23 protein-coding genes are annotated in these 20,955 nt (G+C 54.4%); 9 read left to right on the top strand and 14 right to left on the bottom strand.

Annotation, left to right across the window (positions count from 1 at the left end; genetic code table 11):
• Position 1 precedes the first annotated feature (1 nt).
• The 8 genes from HJW02_RS10200 to HJW02_RS10235 form a co-directional block, all read right to left on the bottom strand.
• Entirely contained in the window at positions 2 to 898 is an 897-nt protein-coding gene (locus tag HJW02_RS10200; protein ID WP_022396021.1) for a polyprenyl synthetase family protein, read from the bottom strand.
• A gap of 37 nt (positions 899 to 935) precedes the next feature.
• Positions 936 to 1,946, bottom strand: a complete 1,011-nt coding sequence (locus HJW02_RS10205) for an aspartate-semialdehyde dehydrogenase (RefSeq protein ID WP_022396022.1) — start codon at positions 1,944 to 1,946, stop codon at positions 936 to 938.
• A gap of 155 nt (positions 1,947 to 2,101) precedes the next feature.
• Positions 2,102 to 2,791 (bottom strand): hypothetical protein, encoded by a 690-nt coding sequence (locus tag HJW02_RS10210; RefSeq protein WP_102722767.1) that lies wholly within the window; start codon positions 2,789 to 2,791, stop codon positions 2,102 to 2,104.
• 101 nt (positions 2,792 to 2,892) lie between these two features.
• Positions 2,893 to 4,272 (bottom strand): L-serine ammonia-lyase, encoded by a 1,380-nt coding sequence (locus HJW02_RS10215; RefSeq protein WP_102722766.1) that lies wholly within the window; start codon positions 4,270 to 4,272, stop codon positions 2,893 to 2,895.
• 69 nt (positions 4,273 to 4,341) lie between these two features.
• Positions 4,342 to 5,271 (bottom strand): thioredoxin-disulfide reductase, encoded by a 930-nt coding sequence (gene trxB, locus HJW02_RS10220; protein ID WP_022396025.1) that lies wholly within the window; start codon positions 5,269 to 5,271, stop codon positions 4,342 to 4,344.
• Between the two features lie 87 nt (positions 5,272 to 5,358).
• Complete coding sequence (locus HJW02_RS10225; RefSeq protein ID WP_146018107.1) at positions 5,359 to 5,997, bottom strand: hypothetical protein; 639 nt, start codon at positions 5,995 to 5,997, stop codon at positions 5,359 to 5,361.
• A gap of 313 nt (positions 5,998 to 6,310) precedes the next feature.
• Complete coding sequence (locus HJW02_RS10230) at positions 6,311 to 7,141, bottom strand: hypothetical protein (RefSeq protein ID WP_102722764.1); 831 nt, start codon at positions 7,139 to 7,141, stop codon at positions 6,311 to 6,313.
• A 23-nt stretch (positions 7,142 to 7,164) separates the two neighbouring features.
• A complete protein-coding gene (locus HJW02_RS10235; protein WP_102722763.1) occupies positions 7,165 to 8,145 on the bottom strand; it encodes a hypothetical protein in 981 nt (326 codons plus the stop codon).
• A 200-nt stretch (positions 8,146 to 8,345) separates the two neighbouring features.
• Between HJW02_RS10235 and HJW02_RS10240 the strand changes: the two genes are divergently transcribed.
• The gene (locus tag HJW02_RS10240) at positions 8,346 to 8,891 is read left to right on the top strand and encodes a GNAT family N-acetyltransferase (RefSeq protein ID WP_180970900.1); all 546 of its coding nucleotides are present in this window, start codon (positions 8,346 to 8,348) and stop codon (positions 8,889 to 8,891) included.
• 272 nt (positions 8,892 to 9,163) lie between these two features.
• Here HJW02_RS10240 and HJW02_RS10245 read toward each other — a convergent pair whose 3' ends face one another.
• Together HJW02_RS10245 and purN are read right to left on the bottom strand one after the other, a co-directional pair.
• Complete coding sequence (locus HJW02_RS10245; protein ID WP_022396036.1) at positions 9,164 to 9,997, bottom strand: FKBP-type peptidyl-prolyl cis-trans isomerase N-terminal domain-containing protein; 834 nt, start codon at positions 9,995 to 9,997, stop codon at positions 9,164 to 9,166.
• A gap of 140 nt (positions 9,998 to 10,137) precedes the next feature.
• Positions 10,138 to 10,725, bottom strand: coding sequence for a phosphoribosylglycinamide formyltransferase (gene purN / locus HJW02_RS10250; RefSeq protein ID WP_102722753.1), 588 nt, complete (start codon positions 10,723 to 10,725; stop codon positions 10,138 to 10,140).
• 81 nt (positions 10,726 to 10,806) lie between these two features.
• Between purN and HJW02_RS10255 the strand changes: the two genes are divergently transcribed.
• From HJW02_RS10255 to HJW02_RS10275, 5 genes are all read left to right on the top strand, one after another.
• The gene (locus tag HJW02_RS10255) at positions 10,807 to 11,916 is read left to right on the top strand and encodes an aminopeptidase (protein WP_022396034.1); all 1,110 of its coding nucleotides are present in this window, start codon (positions 10,807 to 10,809) and stop codon (positions 11,914 to 11,916) included.
• Entirely contained in the window at positions 11,913 to 12,767 is an 855-nt protein-coding gene (gene yaeI / locus HJW02_RS10260; protein ID WP_102722754.1) for a phosphodiesterase YaeI, read from the top strand. Before HJW02_RS10255 ends, yaeI begins: the two co-directional genes overlap by 4 nt.
• Positions 12,768 to 12,785: 18 nt before the next feature.
• Positions 12,786 to 14,513 (top strand): cation:proton antiporter, encoded by a 1,728-nt coding sequence (locus HJW02_RS10265; protein WP_022396032.1) that lies wholly within the window; start codon positions 12,786 to 12,788, stop codon positions 14,511 to 14,513.
• Between the two features lie 3 nt (positions 14,514 to 14,516).
• Positions 14,517 to 15,191 (top strand): TatD family hydrolase, encoded by a 675-nt coding sequence (locus HJW02_RS10270; RefSeq protein ID WP_022396031.1) that lies wholly within the window; start codon positions 14,517 to 14,519, stop codon positions 15,189 to 15,191.
• Between the two features lie 94 nt (positions 15,192 to 15,285).
• A complete protein-coding gene (locus HJW02_RS10275) occupies positions 15,286 to 16,122 on the top strand; it encodes a hypothetical protein (RefSeq protein ID WP_102733082.1) in 837 nt (278 codons plus the stop codon).
• A 101-nt stretch (positions 16,123 to 16,223) separates the two neighbouring features.
• Here the strand turns inward: HJW02_RS10275 and HJW02_RS10280 are convergent, their stop codons facing one another.
• On the bottom strand, positions 16,224 to 17,024 hold the full coding sequence (locus tag HJW02_RS10280; protein WP_022396029.1) for a LamG-like jellyroll fold domain-containing protein: 801 nt from the start codon (positions 17,022 to 17,024) through the stop codon (positions 16,224 to 16,226).
• 258 nt (positions 17,025 to 17,282) lie between these two features.
• Between HJW02_RS10280 and HJW02_RS10285 the strand changes: the two genes are divergently transcribed.
• Positions 17,283 to 17,606 carry a hypothetical protein gene (locus HJW02_RS10285; RefSeq protein WP_146018104.1) on the top strand — a complete coding sequence of 108 codons (324 nt, stop codon included), beginning with the start codon at positions 17,283 to 17,285 and terminating at the stop codon, positions 17,604 to 17,606.
• Positions 17,607 to 17,876: 270 nt separating this feature from the next.
• On the opposite strand, the gene HJW02_RS10290 is transcribed toward HJW02_RS10285, so the two are convergent.
• Together HJW02_RS10290 and HJW02_RS10295 are read right to left on the bottom strand one after the other, a co-directional pair.
• Positions 17,877 to 18,332, bottom strand: a complete 456-nt coding sequence (locus HJW02_RS10290; protein WP_146018105.1) for a hypothetical protein — start codon at positions 18,330 to 18,332, stop codon at positions 17,877 to 17,879.
• Between the two features lie 56 nt (positions 18,333 to 18,388).
• Positions 18,389 to 18,688, bottom strand: coding sequence for a TRL-like family protein (locus tag HJW02_RS10295; protein WP_102722758.1), 300 nt, complete (start codon positions 18,686 to 18,688; stop codon positions 18,389 to 18,391).
• A gap of 123 nt (positions 18,689 to 18,811) precedes the next feature.
• Here HJW02_RS10295 and HJW02_RS14160 point away from each other — a divergent pair, with 123 nt between their 5' ends.
• Entirely contained in the window at positions 18,812 to 19,054 is a 243-nt protein-coding gene (locus HJW02_RS14160; RefSeq protein WP_102722759.1) for a helix-turn-helix transcriptional regulator, read from the top strand.
• Positions 19,055 to 19,231: 177 nt separating this feature from the next.
• Positions 19,232 to 19,696, top strand: a complete 465-nt coding sequence (locus tag HJW02_RS10310) for a hypothetical protein (protein WP_146018106.1) — start codon at positions 19,232 to 19,234, stop codon at positions 19,694 to 19,696.
• Between the two features lie 107 nt (positions 19,697 to 19,803).
• On the opposite strand, the gene HJW02_RS10315 is transcribed toward HJW02_RS10310, so the two are convergent.
• Complete coding sequence (locus HJW02_RS10315; protein ID WP_102722762.1) at positions 19,804 to 20,727, bottom strand: IS1595 family transposase; 924 nt, start codon at positions 20,725 to 20,727, stop codon at positions 19,804 to 19,806.
• Positions 20,728 to 20,955: the final 228 nt, after the last annotated feature.

Raw genomic sequence — 20,955 nt, forward strand, 5'->3', positions numbered from 1 at the left:
CTTAATATTCGCGGTTGAGGAGATAGTTGGCCAGTTCCACCAGGCGGGTGCGGCGTTCTTCCGGGAAGATCATCAGGGCGTCCAGGGCCGCCTGGGTGCGGCATTTCGCTTCGGAACGGGCTCCGTCCATGCCTATCAGGGCCGGGCAGGTGGATTTCTGGGCGTTCACGTCCTTGCCGGCGGTCTTGCCGAGCTTTTCCGTGGAGGCGGTCAGGTCCAGAATGTCATCAATTACCTGGAAGGCGAGGCCAAGGTTGTAGCCGAAGTCCGTGACGGCTTCCAACTGGGCTTCCGTGGCGTTCGCGGACATGGCGCCGAAGCGGAGGGCCGTGGTCAGCAGGGCCGCCGTCTTCCCTTCGTACACGGCGCGCACTTCCGGTTCGGAGAGCTGCTTGTGCTCCCCTTCCAGGTCCAGAATCTGGCCGCCGATGAGCATCGTGCTGCCGCCGGTAGCCGCCAGTTCCCGGACGTAATCCCGGACAGTGTAGCGTTCCGTGTCGTCCACCTGGGCGATCACGGCAAAGGCTTCCGTCAGCAGGGCGTCTCCCGCCAGAATGGCTACCCCTTCCCCGAAGGCCTTGTGGCTGGTGGGCTTGCCGCGGCGCAGGTCGTCATTGTCCATGGCCGGCAGGTCGTCATGAATAAGGGAATAGGTGTGCATCATTTCCACGGCGCAGGCGGGCACCAGGGCGTTCACCGCCAGACCGCCGCAGGCTTCCGCGGCCGCCAGGCAGAGCACGGGGCGCATTCTCTTGCCGCCCGCGAACATGCTGTAGCGCATGGCCTTGTGGATGGTTTCAGGGCTTTCGTCCTCTGCGGGCAGAAGCCTGTCCAGCGCGGCGTCAATCAAGGCGCACTGTTCTGTAATGTAGTCGTTCAGGGATTGTTCTTCACACATGACGTTAAGGAATGGGGGCGGGGATAGTAGATATAGTTCAGCGGCCGACCAGAAGTTCCGCAATCTGTACGGCGTTCAGGGCTGCCCCTTTCCGGACCTGGTCGCCCACGACCCAGAGGGTCAGGGCATTGTCGATCGCCATGTCCATGCGCATGCGCCCCACGTAGCAGGTGTCCCCGTTGGTGCTGTCCAGCGGGGTGGGCCACACGCCTTCCGAGGGATTGTCCATCACGGCGACGCCGGGTTTTCCGTCATAGGCGCGGCGGGCCGTTTCCACATCCACGGGCTGCTCAAACTGGGCAGTCACGGAAATGGAGTGGGAGCGGTACACGGGCACGCGCACGCAGGTGCACGTCACCTTGAGGTCGGGAAGGGAAAGGATTTTGCGGCCTTCATTGAGCATTTTAAGCTCTTCCTTCGTGTAGCCGCTTTCCGTGAAGGAGTCGATCTGGGGAAGAAGGTTGAAGGCGATCTGGTGCGGATAAACGTTTTTCACCACGGGATGGCCGTCCACCACGGCGCGCACCTGGGATTCCAGTTCCGCAATGCCGTGCTGCCCGCTTCCGGAAACCGCCTGGTAGCTGGAGGCGATGACGGTTTTCAGCCCGAAGCGCTGGTGCAGGGGGAAGAGGGCCATCAGCGTAATGATGGTGGTGCAGTTCGGGTTGGCGATGATGTTGCGGGGGTGGTTGAGGGCCGCTTCCGGGTTGATTTCCGGCACCACCAGGGGCACGTCCGGGTCCTGGCGGAAGGCGGAGGAATTGTCGATGACCACGCAGCCCGCGGCCGCGGCAATGGGGGCGAACTTCAGGGAAATGCCGCCGCCTGCGCTGAACAGGGCGATGTCCACGCCGTCAAAGGATTTTTCCGTCAATTCTTCCACAGTCAGCATTTCTCCCCGGAAGGCGACCTGTTTTCCGGCGGACCGGGCGGAGGCCAGAAGCTTCAGGGAGCCTACGGGAAAGTTGCGTGTTTCCAGGCAGGACAGGATCTCAACGCCCACCGCTCCGGTGGCGCCGACGATGGCAACATGGGGTGCTTGGTTCATGGTTGTGTCAGAAAATGGCGGAATTCGGTCCGCATGGGTATGATGATAAAGGTTTTTTCCCGGAAAGGCAATACGGGATCGGCAGCAGATGAACAGCGCAGGTCAATATGCAAGGTATAAACAATATTAACTATTTACTGTTAACTATTACATGCCTATTTAACCCATTTGCCCACGCCTTCCGGCAGCCTGCCGTCGGAGACAGGGCCGTAGCGGGTGGATTCCGTGTTGCCCCAGAGGGGAACGCCCACGATGCGCTTCCACCAGCCGGACATGCTGGCCCCCGTGTAGCAGCCGAAGCTCCAGCAGTCGGACCGCGGGGTGAAAATGTCCCGGCGGATGCGGTTCAGGTCTGTTTCGTGAATCCATTCCGTGGAGACGGCCATGATGTTGTTGCCGTAGTCCAGCATCCACGCAAAACAGTTGGAATGGCCGAAGTAGTAGAAGGATTCCACGAAGTCTCCGCGGAAGCGCGGGGAGGAATTCAGCGCCCGGATGGCCTGGTCCGCGCTGTCCACCCAGACGAGCTTGATCTTGTACTTGGAAGCCAGGTCGGCAATCCAGCGGGTATAGGGCTTGCCGTCCTCCCTTCCCCGTGTCGCATAGCCCGGACGGTAAACGATCCAGGTGATTCTGGCGGAGGGGTCCTTCTGCTGGATCTGGGCGATGCGGATGGTGGAGGCCCTTACAAAGTTGGCCCACCAGTTGTCATGCCTGTCAGGCTGTATTCTCAGTCCTTCCCATTGTCTGAGGGCGGGACCGCCGCACATGACGACGTGGACGGCCTGGGACAGTCCCGTGCCGCCCGCCAGCAGGGCCAGAGCGAGAAAAAGGCGTGAAAACATGCCCGCACCCTACCTTTGCTCCCCGTGTCTGTCAACCCGCCGGAGTGTTTTTTACCGGAACAGACGCACATGGAATCCCATGGGATGATTTCCGTTTCCCTTTAGCAATTCACCACGTTCACGGCCAGGCCGCCCTGGGCGGTTTCCTTGTATTTGGACTGCATGTCCCTTCCGGTATCCAGCATGGTGCGGATGACTTTGTCCAGAGGGACGAAGTGGGCGCCCGTGCCGCCCAGGGCAATGCGGGCGGCGTTGATGGCCTTGATGGCGGCGATGGCGTTGCGTTCAATGCAGGGTATCTGGACGAGCCCAGCGATCGGGTCGCAGGTGAGGCCCAGATTGTGTTCCATGCCTATTTCCGCGGCGTTTTCCACCTGGTGGGGCGTTCCTCCCAGGTACTCCGCAAGCGCGGCCGCGGCCATGGAGCAGGCCACGCCCACCTCCCCCTGGCAGCCGACGTCCGCGCCGGAGATGGAGGCGTTTTTCTTGTACAGGATGGCAATGCCACCCGCGGTGAGCAGGAAGCGATGCACGGCGTCCGGATACGGTGAAACGCAGAATTTGGTGGCGTAGTTGAGAACCGCCGGAACAATCCCCGCCGCTCCGTTGGTGGGGGCGGTGACGATGCGGCCGCCGGCCGCGTTTTCCTCACTCACGGCAATGGCGTACAGGTTGATCCAGTCCATGATGGAGAGAGGGTCTTTCAGGGCCGATTCTCCATGCACCAGAAGGGATTTGCGGAGCGTCTTGGCGCGGCGGGGCACTTGCAGGACGCCCGGCAGGTTGCCGCGCGCGCTCATGCCGCTGGAAATGGACTGCTTCATGGTGGCCCAGATCAGGTCCAGCTTTTCACGGACTTCCCGTTCCGGAAGCAGGGCGCATTCATTGGCCATGACGATGGAGGAGAGGGGGCATTCCCGTTCATCCGCCATGCGCAGCAGTTCTTCCGCGGATTCATAGGGGAGGGGGAACGGCTCCCGGTCCGGTTCCTCCGGATGCAGAAGCTCCTGCTCGGAAGCGACGAAGCCGCCCCCCGTGGAATAAAACACGGCGTCTTCCACCGGTTCTCCCTCCTGGTTGACTGCGGTGAACAGCATCCCGTTCGGGTGCAGGCGCAGAGGCTGGTAGTGGGAAAGGTCCAGGTCGCGGGTGGGGGAGAAACGGACGGTTTTTTCCTCCGTGACAGGGAGCGTTTCCTGCTGGTGCAGGCGGGCGATTTTTCCGGGAATGCTGCGCGGCTCCACCGTGTGGGGCTCTTCCCCCAGCAGGCCCAGCATGATGGCCGTGTCCGTGCCGTGCCCGTGGCCGGTGGCCGCCAGGGAGCCGTAGCATTCACAGCGGATGCCCGTGATTTCCGGCAGCCGGGGGGAATGGCGTATCTGTTCCAGAAAACGGTGCGCCGCCCGCATGGGGCCTACGGTATGGGAGGAGGATGGTCCTATCCCGATGCTGAAAAGCTCAAAAATGCTGTAATGGTGCATGTCCGTTTTCCTGTAGCGGGGCGGGGCGGAATTTCCCGCGGAAACTCCGCCCCGTTCCGGAAGATGGGCTTACAGCCCCAGCAGGTAGCGTTCCGCTTCAATGGCGGCGCCGCAGCCCATGCCGGCGGAGGAAATGGCCTGGCGGTAGTGAGGGTCCGCCACGTCTCCGGCGGCGAACAGGCCCGGCGTCTTGGTCGCCATCAGGCCGGGTTCCCGGATGATGTAGCCGGCGTCGTCCCGGTCTACCAGATCCCCCAGGAAAGACGTATTCGGCGTGTGGCCGATCGCCATGAAGACGCACTTGACGGGCAGTTCCGTTACATCCCCTTCCACCAGGTCCTTCAGCATGACGGCCTCCAGTTCTCCCTTGTCGTCCGTCTTGTAGCTCACGATGGTGGAATTCCACATGGGGAAAATCTTTTCATTGGACAGCGTGCGCTCCGCCATGATTTTGGAGGCGCGGAGCGTGTCCCGGCGGTGGATCAGGTACACCCTGGAGGCGAAGCGCGTCAGGAACATGGCTTCTTCACAGGCGCTGTCTCCTCCGCCCACCACGCACACGGGCACGTCCCGGTAAAAGGCTCCGTCACAGGTAGCGCAGGCGGTGAGGCCGTGGCCTACCAGCCCTTCCTCCCCGGGTATGCCCAGGTAGCGGGCGGAAGCTCCCGTAGCCACGATGATGCTGCGGGCTTCGTAATTCTGGCCGCTGGTCTTCACGGTGAACAGCCCGGTGGCTTCATCCCTGATGACGCTCTTGACGTCTTCATACGCAAACCGGGTGCCGAACTTTTCCGCCTGCTGCTGCATCAGGAACATCAGGTCCGGCCCCATCACGCCGTCCGGAAAGCCCGGGAAATTTTCCACCTCCGTGGTGGTGGTCAGCTGGCCGCCGATCTGGGAGCCCGTAATGAGAAGCGGAGAGAGATTGGCGCGGGCGGTGTAAATGGCCGCCGTGTAGCCTGCGCAGCCTGCGCCGATGATAATGACTTGTTCGCTCATAATATGTGTAAGTGATCGCCGCAAGGTTAAAGGAACGGCGCCCGTTTTGCGAGTAGATTTTGCGCTATGCGGCAGCAGAGCGGCGGCCTATGGCCCTGCGGCTCCGGGGCGGTTTCCGGCAGAAGAGGAAAAGAGCTGTTTGCACGTATCCCTGGCGACGGTTTGCAGTATTTTGGCCCTGTCTGCGGGAAGGCTGCACAGCCGCACTCCTTTCAGGGACAGTTTGGCCGGGAGGCCCAGCGGAGACTTTCCGAACAGGGTGCAGTACATCACGCAGGCCGCCAGGTAGCTTCCCGCCTCCGTTGGGTGCTGGCCGTCCGCCTGGTACAGGGCAATTCCGGGATGGCGTTTGAGGCAGTTTTCCCAGGCAATTCCCACAGGGGCCACGGCGGCTTTTTCCTTCCGGGCGAGATTCAAATACGTGGCGAGGAGGGCTTTTTGCTCCTGCGGGTCCGGAACGCCGGAGGCGTCCTTTCTTCCCCACGTCAGCATCAGGACGGGCGTTCCCTGGGCGGCGCGTACCTGGGAGCACCATTTGCCGCCGAATTCCATGGTCCGCTCCGGGGCCACGACGGGAGTGGCGCTCTGGTCCTGGAGAATGACGAAGTCCCAGGCCGTTCCTTCCAGCTTTTCACGGGCGCGCCCGTCATTCCAGTGGGACTGGAAGGAGGCTGCCGGAGCCGCGTGCATGTGCACGTCCGGCCGCAGTCCTTTGGTGTCAGCCATGGCCTTGACCATGGCGGGCATGCGGTTGAAAAACGTATAGCTGTTTCCCAGGAAAAGAATATGGCTCCCGGAACGTGCAGGGGCACAGCGCGGCCAGGGGCTTTCCCCTTGCGGTTTTTCCTGCGCCTGGAGGGTGCATGGAAAAGCTGCCCAGGTGAAAAACAGTAGCGGGAAAATTTTCATGGGCGGCATCATGGCTTTAGCTGAATTCTAATGTTTCCGGAATGAAACTTCAAATGGATTTCATGAAGCACGCCACTTCTCTTTATGCATCAGGTAAAACGTGAATTGAATGGAGATGAAGGGGAAGCGTTCAATCCTTCCGTTTCGGCAAACCCTTGTACAGGTACCGGGCTTCAGGAATCCTGCCGACGGTTCTGTCAAGCAGGGCGGGGATATCCTTGTCGCCGTAGCCGGCCATGCGGAGGTATTTTTTGACTTCCACCGCTTTGGTCGGGAAGCACTGCATTAATTCGCGGACGAATATTCTTTCCCTTCTGGGTATGATGTTCTTAAGTTTATTGTTTCTTGCCTCGTTGGTCGCGAGCCTGTTGGCGAATTCGCCGGCTGCTTCCCGGTCGCCGGTGAGCTGGGGGGCATGGTCCAGAAGCATTTCCGAACAGATCCAGGTGGCCTCAAAGGCGTGATCGAAACTGCTCCGGAATTGCTGGAGAACCAGTGCTCTCGCTGTTAGAAAAAACCGCAGCGCTTCCTCCTTTTCCGGCAAGGTGGAATGCTTGTCCGTTAAGGCGGCTAGCGGCATGCTCCGGGACATGAAATCTTTAACTTTATAGTCCAGGTTAGTGTGGTTCATCAGCCACATGACGTTGCTGTGCCGGTTAACGTCGATGAATGGCGCGGTCGCAATCAGGCGGCACAGGAAGAGGCCGTCGGTCAATTCCTGTGGAGTGACATTTTTTTTTCTGTAAAGGCTGGCCTCCTTCAGCATTTTGTCGGCTTCCTGGTAGAAGGGAATGATGCTGTCCTCGTCGAGCAGTCTTTTAAGTTGGAGCAGTTTCGTGTTCTGCTTGTTAAGGTTCCTGGTGGCTGAGGGAATGGGCAGGCGGATATCGGAGAAAGCGGGAGAATGGAACAAAAGGAGGGCCGTCCAAGCCAGGAGAATAGGTACATAAACAGGGTTCATGGAATGATATGGAAAAGGATTATTTATGAGTTGGTATGAAGCGCTTTGCCTGTCGTACTGCGTGTCACGGTGCGGCGGAATTTGGAGACGGTTACTTTGACGTTTTGTAATCCTTTGGTTGGAGAATTCTCATCGGTTTCTTCTCCGTCATAAGTGAAATTAAAATCCTGGGGATAGGGTTTGCCATGAATCAGAAGGCAGTCCTTGTCACCGGAACGGACATGCCAGCCGCATGCCCATGAAAAGGGCTTGGGAAGATTGGAAGCCTGCAATTGGGGCAATCGAATTCCGGGTTTAAACTTCCATCCGATATAGTCACTGGGAATTGCCTTGTTTTTGGCGTTGGGGCGGAACAAAACGGCGCCGGGATCATGTTCCGGTTTGAATCCTTCCGGATCATTCGCCCGTTCAATGAAGGCGATATTACTGAAACTCACTTTTAATGGATGCAGGGTTAAATCCAGGACGGTGGATGCTCCCGCATGGTCTTTTTCTCCATCTGCTGCACACTTGGGCATTCGTTTCCCCGTATGTACTGCCATGATTTCAGATGGAATAAAAATATGAAGAATCAGAGGTTTTCTCTCCGGCAGTTCTTCGTCGAGATTTGTTTTGACTCGGATTGTAAGAATCTTGTTTTCAGTAATATCCTTGTTGATGGTTAGAATTGCCTGATTATCTCCATCCTCCGATTTTTCAACGGTGGCCAGATTATCCGGTTCCATGGTCCATTCTATGGAATCCAAATCCACCTCTTTTAACCGCTTCCCGGTCACGGTCAGTTCAACTTCTTCTCCAATACCCACATCAGTCCGTTTTTTGTCGTCCTCCTGGTTTCCTCCGTCAATCATGCATTGGGCGGACGCCACATCCGTCTTTGATTCAATATACAGGGAGCAGTCGTCCATGTCTGGAGTTTCTTCCGCATGAAGAACCGTATTGGCGCCTCCCGGAAATATCAGGAACAGCAGAAGAAATAAAAGGCGGAGAATCGGTGTAAACATGGAGGATGGATGAACTATTTCTGCACTCTTATCACTCTATCTTCTTATTTTATTTATTGTCAACGGTTTATATAATATGTTAGAAAAGTAGTGAATCGTCTGGAAGGTGAATGGGTTAAGTCTGGCCGCGTTGTTGCATGACTGGGGAAGTTTTTCCGGGAGCCTTGCCGAAGGAAGACGGGTGTGGTTGGATATGGGGCATGAAGCCTGAATCGCTGACCAAGCACCGTGCGACGGGAGTGGATGATCCTCTATTCCTGGATTCCCTGGATATTTACCGGACAAGTTTTCCGGTGCACGAACAGCGGCGCGTTCAGGATTTTCCGCTGGCGTTTCAAGACCCGGGTTTTTGTTATGAGGTGTTTTTAAACGGGGAAGGCCGGGTGGTTGCCATGCTGGTGAGCTGGCAGCGTGAGGCATTCGTGTATCTGGAATATTTCGCCGTGGATGCCTCCCTGCGCGGACAGGGCGCCGGCCAAAGGATTCTGGAAGAATTGAGGGACGCTTTTCCCCACAAGGTTATTCTGGAGATTGATCCTCCGGAGGACGGGATTTCACGCCGCCGCCTGGGGTTTTACCAGCGGCACGGCTTTGTGCCCAATCCCCAGTTTGATTACATTCATCCCCCTTATACGGATGAAGGGAAGCCTTTCCCCCTCCTGCTGATGACGCATGAAACCTTGCTGGACGAGGAAACGTACCGGAGCTTTGTTGATTTCCACCACAATCACGTGGTGGCGAGGTAGGCGCATTTCCGGGAAAAGGGCCCGCCGGAAAAAGAGCTGTTGAATCCGGCGTCTTCTTCCTTTCCGTTTTAGCGTATTGGTTTTTATTTCCTGATCCTGTCACATCGTTTCCGTGCGTTCAAAATGCCGGGAGGATTGAGTATGATGGGGAATGATTTGCCAACGGATTACAAATTCCCAGATTGACCATTCACCCTCCTGATGAAGGCGGTACCTGCAAAAACAAAAAGGCCGTCCCCTCACGGGAACGGCCCTGGCTTGGAAATCTTACCTTATTGCTGCTGGGCGCCGCTCTGCTTGAGCATCTCCTGGAGCTGTTCCGGGGAAATGCTCATGGGACCGCCCTGGGGAGCCGGGGCTTCCGAAATGCCGTCCAGTTCCAGATCAAAGATGAGCGGGGAATTGGGCTCGATCGGAGCGCCGGGGGTGTTTTCACCGTAGGCCAGCTCGGAAGGGATGTACACGATCCACTTGGAGCCGACGGGCATGGTGGTCAGCGCCTCGGCAAAGCCGGGGATGACCTGGAGGGGAAGTTCCACGGATTTGCCCTTGGTGTCGTCAAACACGGTGCCGTCCAGCAGCGTGCCCTTGTACTTCACCTTGAACATGGGGTTCTTGAACTTCTTCTCGTCAAATTTTTCTTCGCCGCCCTTGTTCACCACCTTGTACTGGAGGCCGGATTTCGTGGTGGTCACGCCTTCCTTCTTGCCGTTTTCCTCCATGAACTTCTTGCTGGCTTCCAGATTGGACTTGGCCTTGGCGGAGATGCGTTCGTCAATCTGCTTCTGGAACGCGTCCAGGGCGGGTTTCAGCTGTTCCTGGTCCTTGGCGGGCTTGCGGACCATGCCGTCCTTGATGCCCTGAAGGAAGGATTCCTGGTCCAGGTCGTCAAAGGTAAGGGTGGGAATGGAGCCGAGCTGCTGTCCGCTCTGGAAACCCAGAAAATAGCCCAGGTCCTTTTTCATCTGTTCGGGAGACACAGTAATTTCTTTCTCTTGTTTGGGTTGGTCGGCCGCCGGAGCTTCGGCAGCCTTTTCTTGCGCGCCCGCCACACCCGCCAGAAGGGCGGAAACGGCAAACAGGGCGATGGAAGGGTTCATCTTCATGGTTGTTTTTTATCCTTTGTTTGAAAAGAGGACTCCTTTTTAACGGATTCCGTTCACAGAACAAGACAAGAGAATCAGTCATCCTGTCATCCGTTCCTCCAGGAGCGGCGGAACGTCCTCCGGTCAAAAGACGCAGCGGGTTATGCGAGCGTTTCCAGAACGCGGGCGATCATGGCGGGATAAAGGGCATGCTCCTGCACCTGAATGCGGGCGTGCAGGCTTTCCGGCGTATCCCCCGGCAGCACGGGCACGCGCGCCTGCCCCAGGATGGGGCCCGTGTCCATGCCGTCATCCACGTAGTGAACGGTGCAGCCGCTTTCCGCCGCACCGGCGTTTACGGCCTGCTCCCAGGCATGAAGGCCGGGGAAGGAAGGAAGGAGGGAAGGATGAATGTTCAGAATGCGGGAAGGGAATTCCTTCAGCAGCGGATGCTTCACCAGGCGCATGAACCCAGCCAGGCAAACGCAGTCCACGCCGTATTCCTTCAGGCGCGCAGCGACGGCGGCCTGGGACGCCTCCGGGAATTTGGTTTTAAATCCCCCGCAGTCGATCACCTCCGCCGGGATGCCCCAGGAACGGGCGCGCTCCAGAATGTAGGCGTCCGGATTGTCAGACATCACCACGGCAATTTCCGCCCGGAGGGAGCCGGTCCGGATGGCGTCATAAATGGACTGGCAATTGGAACCGGAACCGGAACCGAGTATTCCTAATTTGGGCAACTTGGACATCCGGGGGATGAAACCACAGTTTTTTGCCCGTGGCAAGTCTCCGGCTTGACAAAAAGGCCCCGGTATTCGCCTAATAAAGGCATGAGAGACACCCGTTTTCAGGCCCTGGCGGCCCAGCTTGCAGGGTATTCCACCACCCTGCGTCCCGGAGACCGGGTTCTGCTGGAATTAACGGATATTCCGGAGGAAATGGGAATAGCCCTTATCCGGGAGGTACGCGCCGCAGGCGCAATGCCCTTCCTGCGCCTGAACCAGTCCCGGCTGAACCGGGAAATGCTCTCCGGAGCCACGGAGGAGCAATACGGCATCATCGGCCGCCACCGCCTGGCGGAAATGGAGGAGATGGACGCCTATATAGAAATACGCGGCGGCGGGAACGCCTTTGAGCTGTCCGCCGTTCCCCAGAAGAATATGGCCGTTGCCATGAAGGCCCTGAACCCCGTCTCCCAGAGGCGCATCCGCCACACGCGCTGGTGCGGGCTGCGCTGGCCGTCAGAGGGAATGGCCCAGCAGGCCGCCATGAGCACGGAAGAGTTTGAGGATTTCTATTTCCGCACCTGCCTGATGGATTACGGCGCCCTGCGCCCCGCCATGCAGAAGCTGGCCGCCATGATGGAGGCGGCGGAACACGTGCGCATCACCGGACCGGGAACGGACATTTCCTTTTCCATCAAGGGGCTGCCCGCCATCCCGTGCGCGGGGGAATGCAACCTGCCGGACGGGGAGGTGTTCACCGCACCCGTCATTGACAGCGCCAACGGCCGCATTTCCTTCAACACCCCGAGCCTGTTCCAGGGCATTCCCTTTGACAACATCAGCCTGACGCTGGAAAACGGCCTGGTGGTGCATGCGGAGGCGGGGGACAAGACCGCGGAGCTCAACTCCATTCTGGACACGGACCCCGGCGCGCGGCGGCTGGGGGAATTCGCCTTCGGCGTCAATCCGGCCATCACCCGCCCCATGCGCAACATCCTGTTTGACGAGAAAATCTCCGGCTCCTTCCACCTGACGCCGGGACAGGCCTACCACGTGGCGGACAACGGCAACCAGTCCCGCATCCACTGGGACATGGTATGCATCCAGACGGCAGCAGCCGGCGGAGGCGATATTTACCTGGACGGCGTCCTGGTGCGCCGCAACGGCTTGTTCACCATGCCGGAACTGGCTATTCTCAATCCCGCCCAATCATGACTACGGACTCCACCCCCTCCAAAAAACGCTCCCTGCTCCGCAAACTCCTGTACGCAGCCGCGGCAGTCATTCTGCTGGGGTCCCTACTGGCCTCCTACATGAACTGGGAGGCCAACCATCTGGAATTCAGTGAAAACACCGCTCCAGCGGGCTGCGTTCCGGGACTTTCCGGACTGCGCATCCTGGTGCTGTCAGACGTCCACACCAATCTTCCCCTGCTGGAAAAAGCGGCGGCCATGGCGGAACAGGCCAGGCCGGACATGATCGTGTTCCTGGGAGACCTGTACACGGATTTTCTGCGGGCCACCCACGCAGGAGACTACATCACGCAGATGAAACGGCTCTCTTCCATCGCCCCGGCCTACGCGTGCCTGGGCAACCATGACATGGCCCTGGTGGACAACGTGGAGCGCATCCTGAAGGAAGGCGGTTTCACCCTGCTGAGGAATTCCGCAGCCTTCGTCACCATCCCCAGGCTGGGGAACGCGGAGTTCAAGCTGGTGGGACTGGGAGACCTGCGCGAGGGGGACTTCTTTCCGGACCGGTGCATGAGTCCGCGGGAATTGGGGGAAGAATCCGTGATGCCCACCATCGTCCTGAGCCACAACCCCAAGGGGAGGGAATTGCTGGGCGGCTATCACTGGAACCTGATGCTCTCCGGCCATACGCACGGCGGCCAGATCAAACTGCCCTTCTTTTCCACCCCCCTGCTGACGTCGGAGGGGGAAACGATGTACTCCGGCTTCCATCCTTATGAAGACAAGCAGGTCTTCGTCACCCGCGGCATAGGCTACATAGGGCCGGGACGCTTCAACTGCCCGCCGGAAATCAACCTCATCACCATTCCATAGCCCCTTTTCCCGACCGCCATGGTTCTCTCTCTGCTGGCTTCCGGAGGCCCCAACGCCGCGCCTCCCTTCTTCACCCTGCTCACCGTCGTCTTCATGGGCATCATTGCGATTGCCCTCATTCTGGCCCATTTCCGGCAGTCCCTGCTGGCGGGCTACTTCATCTGCGGGGTGATTCTGGCCAACTGCGGCATCCTGGACCACATCCCCAATTCCGACGTCAGCATCCAGGCCCTTTCCGAGGTGGGCATCATCCTGCTCATGTTCACGCTGGGCCTGGAATTTTCCATTGACGAGCTCAAGCACCTGCGGAAAACGGCCCTGGTCGGCGGCGGCATTCAGATGTTCATCTGCACCGCCGCCTTCGGCCTGGGGCTCCATTACGCCACGGGCATGGATATGAGCCATTCCCTGACAGTCGGGGCCATCATGGGCCTTTCCTCCACGGCGGTGGCGCTGAAATCCTTCCAGGAATTCGGCCTGAGCGGCACCTCCGGGGCAAAAATGGCGGTAGGCATCGCCCTGTTCCAGGACATTGCCGCCATCATGCTGGTAGCGATCATGCCGCAGATCTTCGCCGCCACGCCCGACTCCTGGGAAACCGCTCTCAACATCGGCATGGCCGTCCTGCGGGGGCTCGTCTTCCTGGGGGCCGCATGGCTGATCGGCCACTACCTGCTCCCGCGCATCATGCTGGCCGTGGCCCGGACCAAGAGCCGGGAGCTCTTCACCCTGATGGTCTTCGCCATCTGTTCCGGCATCGCCATGCTCGCCAGCCTGCTGGGCCTGAGCATTGCGCTGGGGGCCTTCACCGCCGGGCTTTTCGTCAGCAGCTCCTACTACAGCCACCGCGTCCTCAGTGAAGTGCTCCCCTTCAAGGACCTTTTCCTGACCATCTTCTTCGTTTCCGCCGGGCTGCTGATTGACATTGACGACCTGTGGGAGCACATCGGCCATGTGGCGACCTTCGCCGCCTTTGTCCTCGCGATCAAATTCGTGGCCTGCATCGTGGCCGCAAGCTTCCTGAAAATCCCCGGCCGCATGGGCATCATGGCCTCCACCGCGCTGACCAACGTAGGGGAATTCTCCCTGGTGCTCATCCCCTTCATGCAGGAAATCACCCCCATTCCGGCGCTGGTGACCACCAATGTGTACGCCATTGCCGCCGTCTCCATGGGCATGACGCCCCTGCTGATGAAGGCGGCGCGGAAGCTCACCCCCCTGCTGGTGCGCATTCCGGGCCTGAAGACAAAAAGGGAACGCCTCAGCGTAGAAACCATGATCACGCGCGTGGAGGGAATCAAGAACCACGCCATCATCTGCGGCTACGGTCCCGTAGGCAGGCGGCTGCATGAAAGCCTGTCCCAGTACGGCATCCCCTGCATCATCATCGACCTGAACGCGGACACCGTCAAGACCCTGCTCAATGACGGCCATCTGGCCTTCCTAGGGGACATCCAGCACCAGATCACCATGGACCTGGCGGGAATCCGCACCGCGCGGCTGATCGCCTTCACGTTCCCGGACCCCGCCCCGGCCCTGTCCACCTACATGCAGATCAAGGGCGCCAACGCGAACATCACGGTGATAGCCCGCGCCAAATTCCGTTCGGAAGTGGCTTCCCTGCATCATGCGGGCATCGCCAACGTCATCCATGATGAAATGGAAACGGGCGCCGCCGCGGTGCGCCTGGCGAAGCTGAGCTTTGATATTATTGAACCCGCAGACGCGCCCACGCTGTCCCATTAAACAATGACGAATCTTCCGGACGCCCACACCCACCCCGCTCCTGCCGCACCCGGCACGGCGCCGCGCTTCATCTGCGGCACCTCCCCGGCGGACTGGGAGCAGGTGGCCCTTCTGGCGGAACGGGATAAAAACGTCACGCCTTTCTTCGGCATTCATCCCTGGCGCCTGAACCCGGCTGCATGGAAGGAGGAAATGCGCCTGCTGGAATCCTTCCTGAAAAAATTCCCCCGTGCGGGCATTGGGGAAACGGGGCTGGACAAGTGCCGCCGCGGCATTCCGGGGCTGCCCCTACAGCGGGAAGCGCTGAAACAGCACCTGGAGCTGGCCGCGCGCCTGAACCGCCCCGCCGCCCTGCACTGCTGCCGCGCGTGGGGCACGCTGGCAGGAATGCTGAAGGAATATCCCCGGCTGAAAGCCGTGCTGCACGGCTGGACGGGTGCCCTGAACCCCGGCGCGCAGCTCCCTTCCGGCAACTGGCTTCTCTCCGTGGGGCCTCGTGAAATGGATCGCCCGGGCCTCCTTTCCTCCATCCCGCTCCATCGGCTGGCGCTGGAATCGGACGAACACCCGGAGGCCTTGCCGGAGCTTTACCGGAACGCCGCGCAAGCCCTCTCCATGAAAGAGGAAGAACTGGCCGCCCTGGTTGCGGACAATATGGAGAGGATCTCCGCCCGCTAGCTGCCGGAAGGCGCAACGCCCTGCCGGAACGCGGGTGGCAGGAAACAGCGGCTTTTTTCCTTGGCAGGCTCCTGCCGCCGGCTATCATGCGGGCATGGGCCTTTTTCAGGATCAAACCAGTTCTCTGTCGGAAATCAAGCGGCTTGCCGCCCTCGTCATGGATCCCTCGCGCAGGGATGAAATCGGTCCGGACCAGTGGCCCCTGGCCATGATCGCCTATGGGCTGGTCACCTGCAATGAAATGGGCAGGGAAGAAGAAGGCGTCGCCATTTACAACATCTTCCAGTCCTGCTGCGCACCGGACGCGCGGCGCAAATGCGCGCTGCAACTGGCCACCTTCATCCGCCAGCGCAAGGGGGACGGATGGCGGGCCCTCCTGCCCTTCGCCATGACGGATGAGGCCCCGGACATCCGCCGTCAGGCCTCCTTCCTGATTTACACGCTGGCCTCCCCCAAACCGGAGGAACGCTTTCCCGGAATCGCCGGGCTGGCAGACATCATCTGTGCGAATCCGCTACCCGGCCAAGCGAGCATGGCCCCAGCGCTGGACGCCCTGATGAGCCTGGGCGACATGCGGTTTGCCCCTTATCTGGCCTCCATCTCCAAAAAACTTTCTTCCGAACGCCTCGCGGACCTGCTGGCCGGAACGGAAGCCATTCCCACGGACCTGGGCTGCGGATGGCTGCTGGATGTTCTGGACGAACGTCCGGAGCTTTCCTCCGCCATTGCAGCGGTACTGGCCGGAATGCCGTCCAGGGCCGGAGAAGTCCTGGATGTGGTGGTGCCCATCCCCTCCTGGCAATTCACCAACTCCGCCGTTCAGCCGCTCCATTCCTGGAGCATTCCCGAATACCGGCTGCGCATGAGGGAACGGCTTTCCAGGCGCCTTGGACCGGAAGAACAGGAAGCCGTTGACCGGGCATGGAGCTGATTCTCCGCGCCCTGCGGACCAAGGCCCACTTCGTTTATAAATTAAAAGAGCCGTTCCACGGAAATGAGGAACGGCTCTTTTAATGTTCAGAAAAACCAAGCTCAGGCACGTTTGCGGCGCACCAGGAGCGCCGTCAGCCCGAGAAGCCCCAGCGTAGCGGTGGCCGGTTCCGGGATGGACAAGGGCATGCCGTGCGTATCCAGGTAGGCAAAATCGTTTCCGTTCAACACGCCGTCGTACACAGCCAGGTTATCGACGAAAAGGCCGTTGGCCCCAGGATTGTGATCCCCGCTCCCCTTGATGCTGGTAACCTTGGAATCACCGGAAAGACTCGTCGTGACCGTTTTGACAAGCTCGCCATCGTGGTAAACCTGCATCTCATTTCCCTTGAACGTCAGTCCAAGGTAGTTCCATGTATCATCAGAAGCAGCAAACAACTCGGTTCCGTCCGGAATTCCGATATTCCCCCCGTTGTAAATCACCCATTTATTGGCGGCCGTCATCTCCACCCTGATCGTCGTGCCCGCTATCGTCATGGAAAAAGCATCCTTCCAGTCAGCACTAGAAGAACTGTAATACATGTGGATGCCCACGCTGAAACCGGTGGCAAAATTCAGGCCGTCAATGCCATTGGTGCTGGTGATGTTGAACGTTCCACCGTTGGGACAGTGGGAATAACCGCCGTCCGTCATGGGTGTAATACTATTACTCCAATTGATGTACCCGGTCGTTTTTGAAATGGCAGTGGAACCGCTTCCCAGATTGATGAAATTCTGATTGCTCCCAAGCTGGTTGAAATCCAGTCCGTACAACAGGGAAGAAGCCTGTACGCCGGAAATGAGGCATAAGGCTGCCGCCACTGCCGTTCCCTTGAAAGTTAAATGGCCATGGGGATTGAACATGCGTCCACTGAAACGGATAACAAATCCGGTATTTGAAAAAAACAAGCAGTAAATGATGAAATAAATTGAAATAGAACAAGGAACCGCCTGTTCTTTTTCTTAAAGAAGCGGTTTTAAGGAAGGCCGCCGCTCTATTAAAAGAGAAATATAAATGGGACCTACATACTTGACTAACCACTCCCAAATGGTTATCTCACTCGTCAAAGAAACTAATTTTCCTTGACATTTTTCACATAATGTTACTTTCTATAAAAGTATATGGATATATCTCTACCTACTAGAAATAACGGCCCCATTCTTCTTTCAGATGTAAAAAAATGGAAAGGTTTATTTAAACATGAATTTTTAAATAAACAAGGATCTAAAACCTTCTATTTAATAGATTTTTATCCTGACTGTGACAGAAAAGATCTAATCCAAACATTGACAGAAGATCAATATTCTGAATTATTTGATAAAACACAATATCAGGAGATAGGGTTATTCAAAACATTATTAACTATTGAAAGTAAGTGGAATAAGGATGATTTCAATCTTTTTGACGAGACTACTTGGTTAAAAATGACTCGTCCTTATCTATAAACATAAAAACATCCTTTTTAAATCTTTGAAGAAGTTCTTCTTTTTCACTCAAAGTTAATTCTGGGAACGACATTTCAATACATTCTTTCAAGGTATAATCTGGATGAATTTTAAGTGGTCTTTCTTTACTGGGTAATTTTTTATTCTCATTCATAAAATTATTTATCTCCCATTTTTGAAAACAACAAAAAACGGTGACTAGATATTCTAGTCACCGTTTTTCATAATATACTTATCATCAAACAATTGTTTGATGTAATCGCGAATGACTTATTCCTTATTTTCTATTATTACACCATTACTAATTTCTACGTGTGATTGAAAATCACTCCAATCATCTAAAATACCTTCAAATTCGATTCTATCACCGACTTTATATTTTAGACCTTTTTCCTTTTCACTTTTCTTTAAAATGACTTCTACTTCAGGAGAAGAAACTAAAAGTTCACTAGAGGAATAACTCATTCCTCCTAAAGAAACCGTATTGGAATAATTCATTATAATAGACATACTTAGTACTCCGAATGTGGTCTCAATTTCTCCAACCTTACCAGACCATCTCACTTTTTTCCCTTTAAAATCTTTCCATTTTTCCTTTTTGAAAATCTCAGTTGCATCGCTGTTATTTCCATAAATCTTACCTACGTCATTCCAAGTAAGGTTGGACAAAGGGATTTTAGACGTGTCTTTTTCTTCTGGAGATACATCACAGGAGGTTGTGCCCATGATTACTACCGCAGACGTCACTGCGGTCAAAATATGTAACTTCCTCATAATAATTCTCAGTTTCCAGAAACGGTAGTTGTATACTTGTTATAAATGCCCAAGATACTATAGACCTTGGTATCTACCGCCGAGACAGTCTTGATGCCTCCGTTCTTTTTGGCCGCTTCAATGGAGGAGTCTCCCAGGGCAACCAATCCGCAATAAGATTTGGATTCAGATTGACCTGTCCTGATACCACTGGCGGATGTCGCATGTACAGGCTTGTTGACGTCCGAATAGACGACGCCGATAGGTCCCATTGTTCCGCAACTGCACAGAAGTGTTGCGCCCAGTATTCCAAGTAATAATGTCTTCATAGTTCTTATCTAGGTTTGTTCCCATTTTAGGAACATTGAAGACCTATTACCGAATATCGAATGACTTGTAAATACTTTTGTACCTAAATTTGGTACAATCTTATTCTCTGTTATTGTTCCAAAATGAGGAACAGAAATAGTATTGAAGAGAAAAATCTTCGTAAAATATTAAAAGAAAAACGTTTAGAGTTGAATATGACTCAACGGGACTTGGGGGAACTTTTGAATACGCCTCACACCTTTGTCAACAAATATGAAGTAGGAGAACGGTACCTTACATTCACAGAAGTCATCAACATTTGTAAAAGTCTACAGATAGATGTTCATAGCCTTCTGGATGATGTGATGAAAAGCTCTTCTAAGTAGAACTCTCTGAGATGTGTAATCTTTCTCAGTCATTCGTCTCCAAATATGAGACAGGAGAAAGGTATTTGACTTTCATCGAAGTTTTGATGATCTGCAAATTACTCAAAATCAATATTTTGGAATTATCCAGAGAAATTGAGCCTTGACTATCTTACTATAGTCTTCCATTCTTGGAGTATGCAAGAAAATGATAAGGAATATACATTAACTGATGCAGTAGATAAGATAGAAAATATATGCAAAGAATTACATGAATATATTCATACTTATCAACATGAAAATAAATTAGATTCAAAAGATATTCTTCAATACAATCAGATATTCAATTTTGTTCGGATGTATATTCAAAGCAATAAGGTTATATCTCTCTCAATACCTCAATATGTGCAACTTTATGAACGTCTAAGATGTTGTAGTATTCATTTTCAGGAAAAAGCAAAAACTTACTCTAGCGTTCAATTTTCTCAAGAAGTTTTGATAATCCTAATGACTGCTTTTCTGACAGACATTTGGAAAGTAAGACATTCACAAAATAGTAGTAAATTTTCTCCAATATCTGATTTGAAAGATTTCGAACATTACGAAAAATTATGTAAATTACGTAAAATAGATAGTAACGAATTTTTATGTTTGTTAAGATAAATACTTTCTTTTCATTTTTCCAGTTTACTTTCCCATCTATTATATCATAATAGTAATAATATCCTTTTTTCTTTTTCATAAAACTACTTACCTTCAATTTTCCAAAATCATTTTATCAAATCACAGTACATCAATCTTTTACCATCCATCATCTCAATAGTTTTTCCAAGGAAATCTAGAACATTTTCCTTAGAAGTATTGTATCTGAAGGAAAACTCATGGATATACCTCTTAAGATGTTTTTTACTCATGTAATGGTAAACGCCATAATATCCTCTCTTCAATAGAGACCAGAAGCTTTCAATGGAATTAGTATGAACCTCTCCATTGACATACTGTTTCCCCTTATGGTTGACAAACTCATGGACAAATCCGACAAGTCCTTTATAGGATTTGAACTCATCCGTAAACACATTGGAATTCCTCTCTACATGTCTTCCGATGAATCCTTGTAAATTGTAAGCGGAAGTATCGTCGATATGTTTGACGATCACCTTTCCATTCCTCTGTTTGGCCCCGATGACAATCAATTTACCTACAGAACCTCTTCCCTTGTTCAGCTTCTTGGAAAAGTGTTTGTTGGATTCCTTTCCTCCAATGAAGGTTTCATCTACTTCCACTATACCGTCCAACTTCTCCTTTTTATCTTTCATCCAAACTTCCCTGATTCTGTGACAGAGGAACCATGCACTCTTCTGGGTAATTCCAAGTTCCTTGGAAACCTGGATAGAAGAAATGCCTTTTCTTGAAGTCGCCAACAGATACATGCACATCAACCATTTGTGAAGAGGCAATTTGGATTCCTCTAAAATTGTACCGAATCTGACGCTGAAGAACTTTCTACAATCCTTACAACGATAAGGCATCGGAAAGTGGTTTTTACATTTGGTGATATGATCTGAACCGCAATGAGGACAACGGACATGACCATTCCATCTTTTTAACTCAAAATACTTCCGAGCAGATTCCTCATTAGGAAATTTGGAGAAGAACTCATATAAGGAAGTATATTTGAACTTAGTTTTTCCCATATCTTTGTTGTGATAGGGAAATTTTGTCGTGTTTTGATTAGTTCGTACGCGTTTATTTTCAGCGTATTGAGAAGTATTTTGTATTACAATTTTCTTACCCATATTGGGCGAGTAGAAAATTGATCTCAGAATTTAAAGGTATAAAAATTAATAAGGATTAAATTAACCATCATTGGGTTTAATGATGGTTAAGTTATATATCATTTATAATAAATGAGTTATTTTCAA

Origin of the sequence: Akkermansia sp. GGCC_0220 (assembly GCF_017566105.1) — a bacterium.
Taxonomy (GTDB): domain Bacteria; phylum Verrucomicrobiota; class Verrucomicrobiia; order Verrucomicrobiales; family Akkermansiaceae; genus Akkermansia; species Akkermansia massiliensis.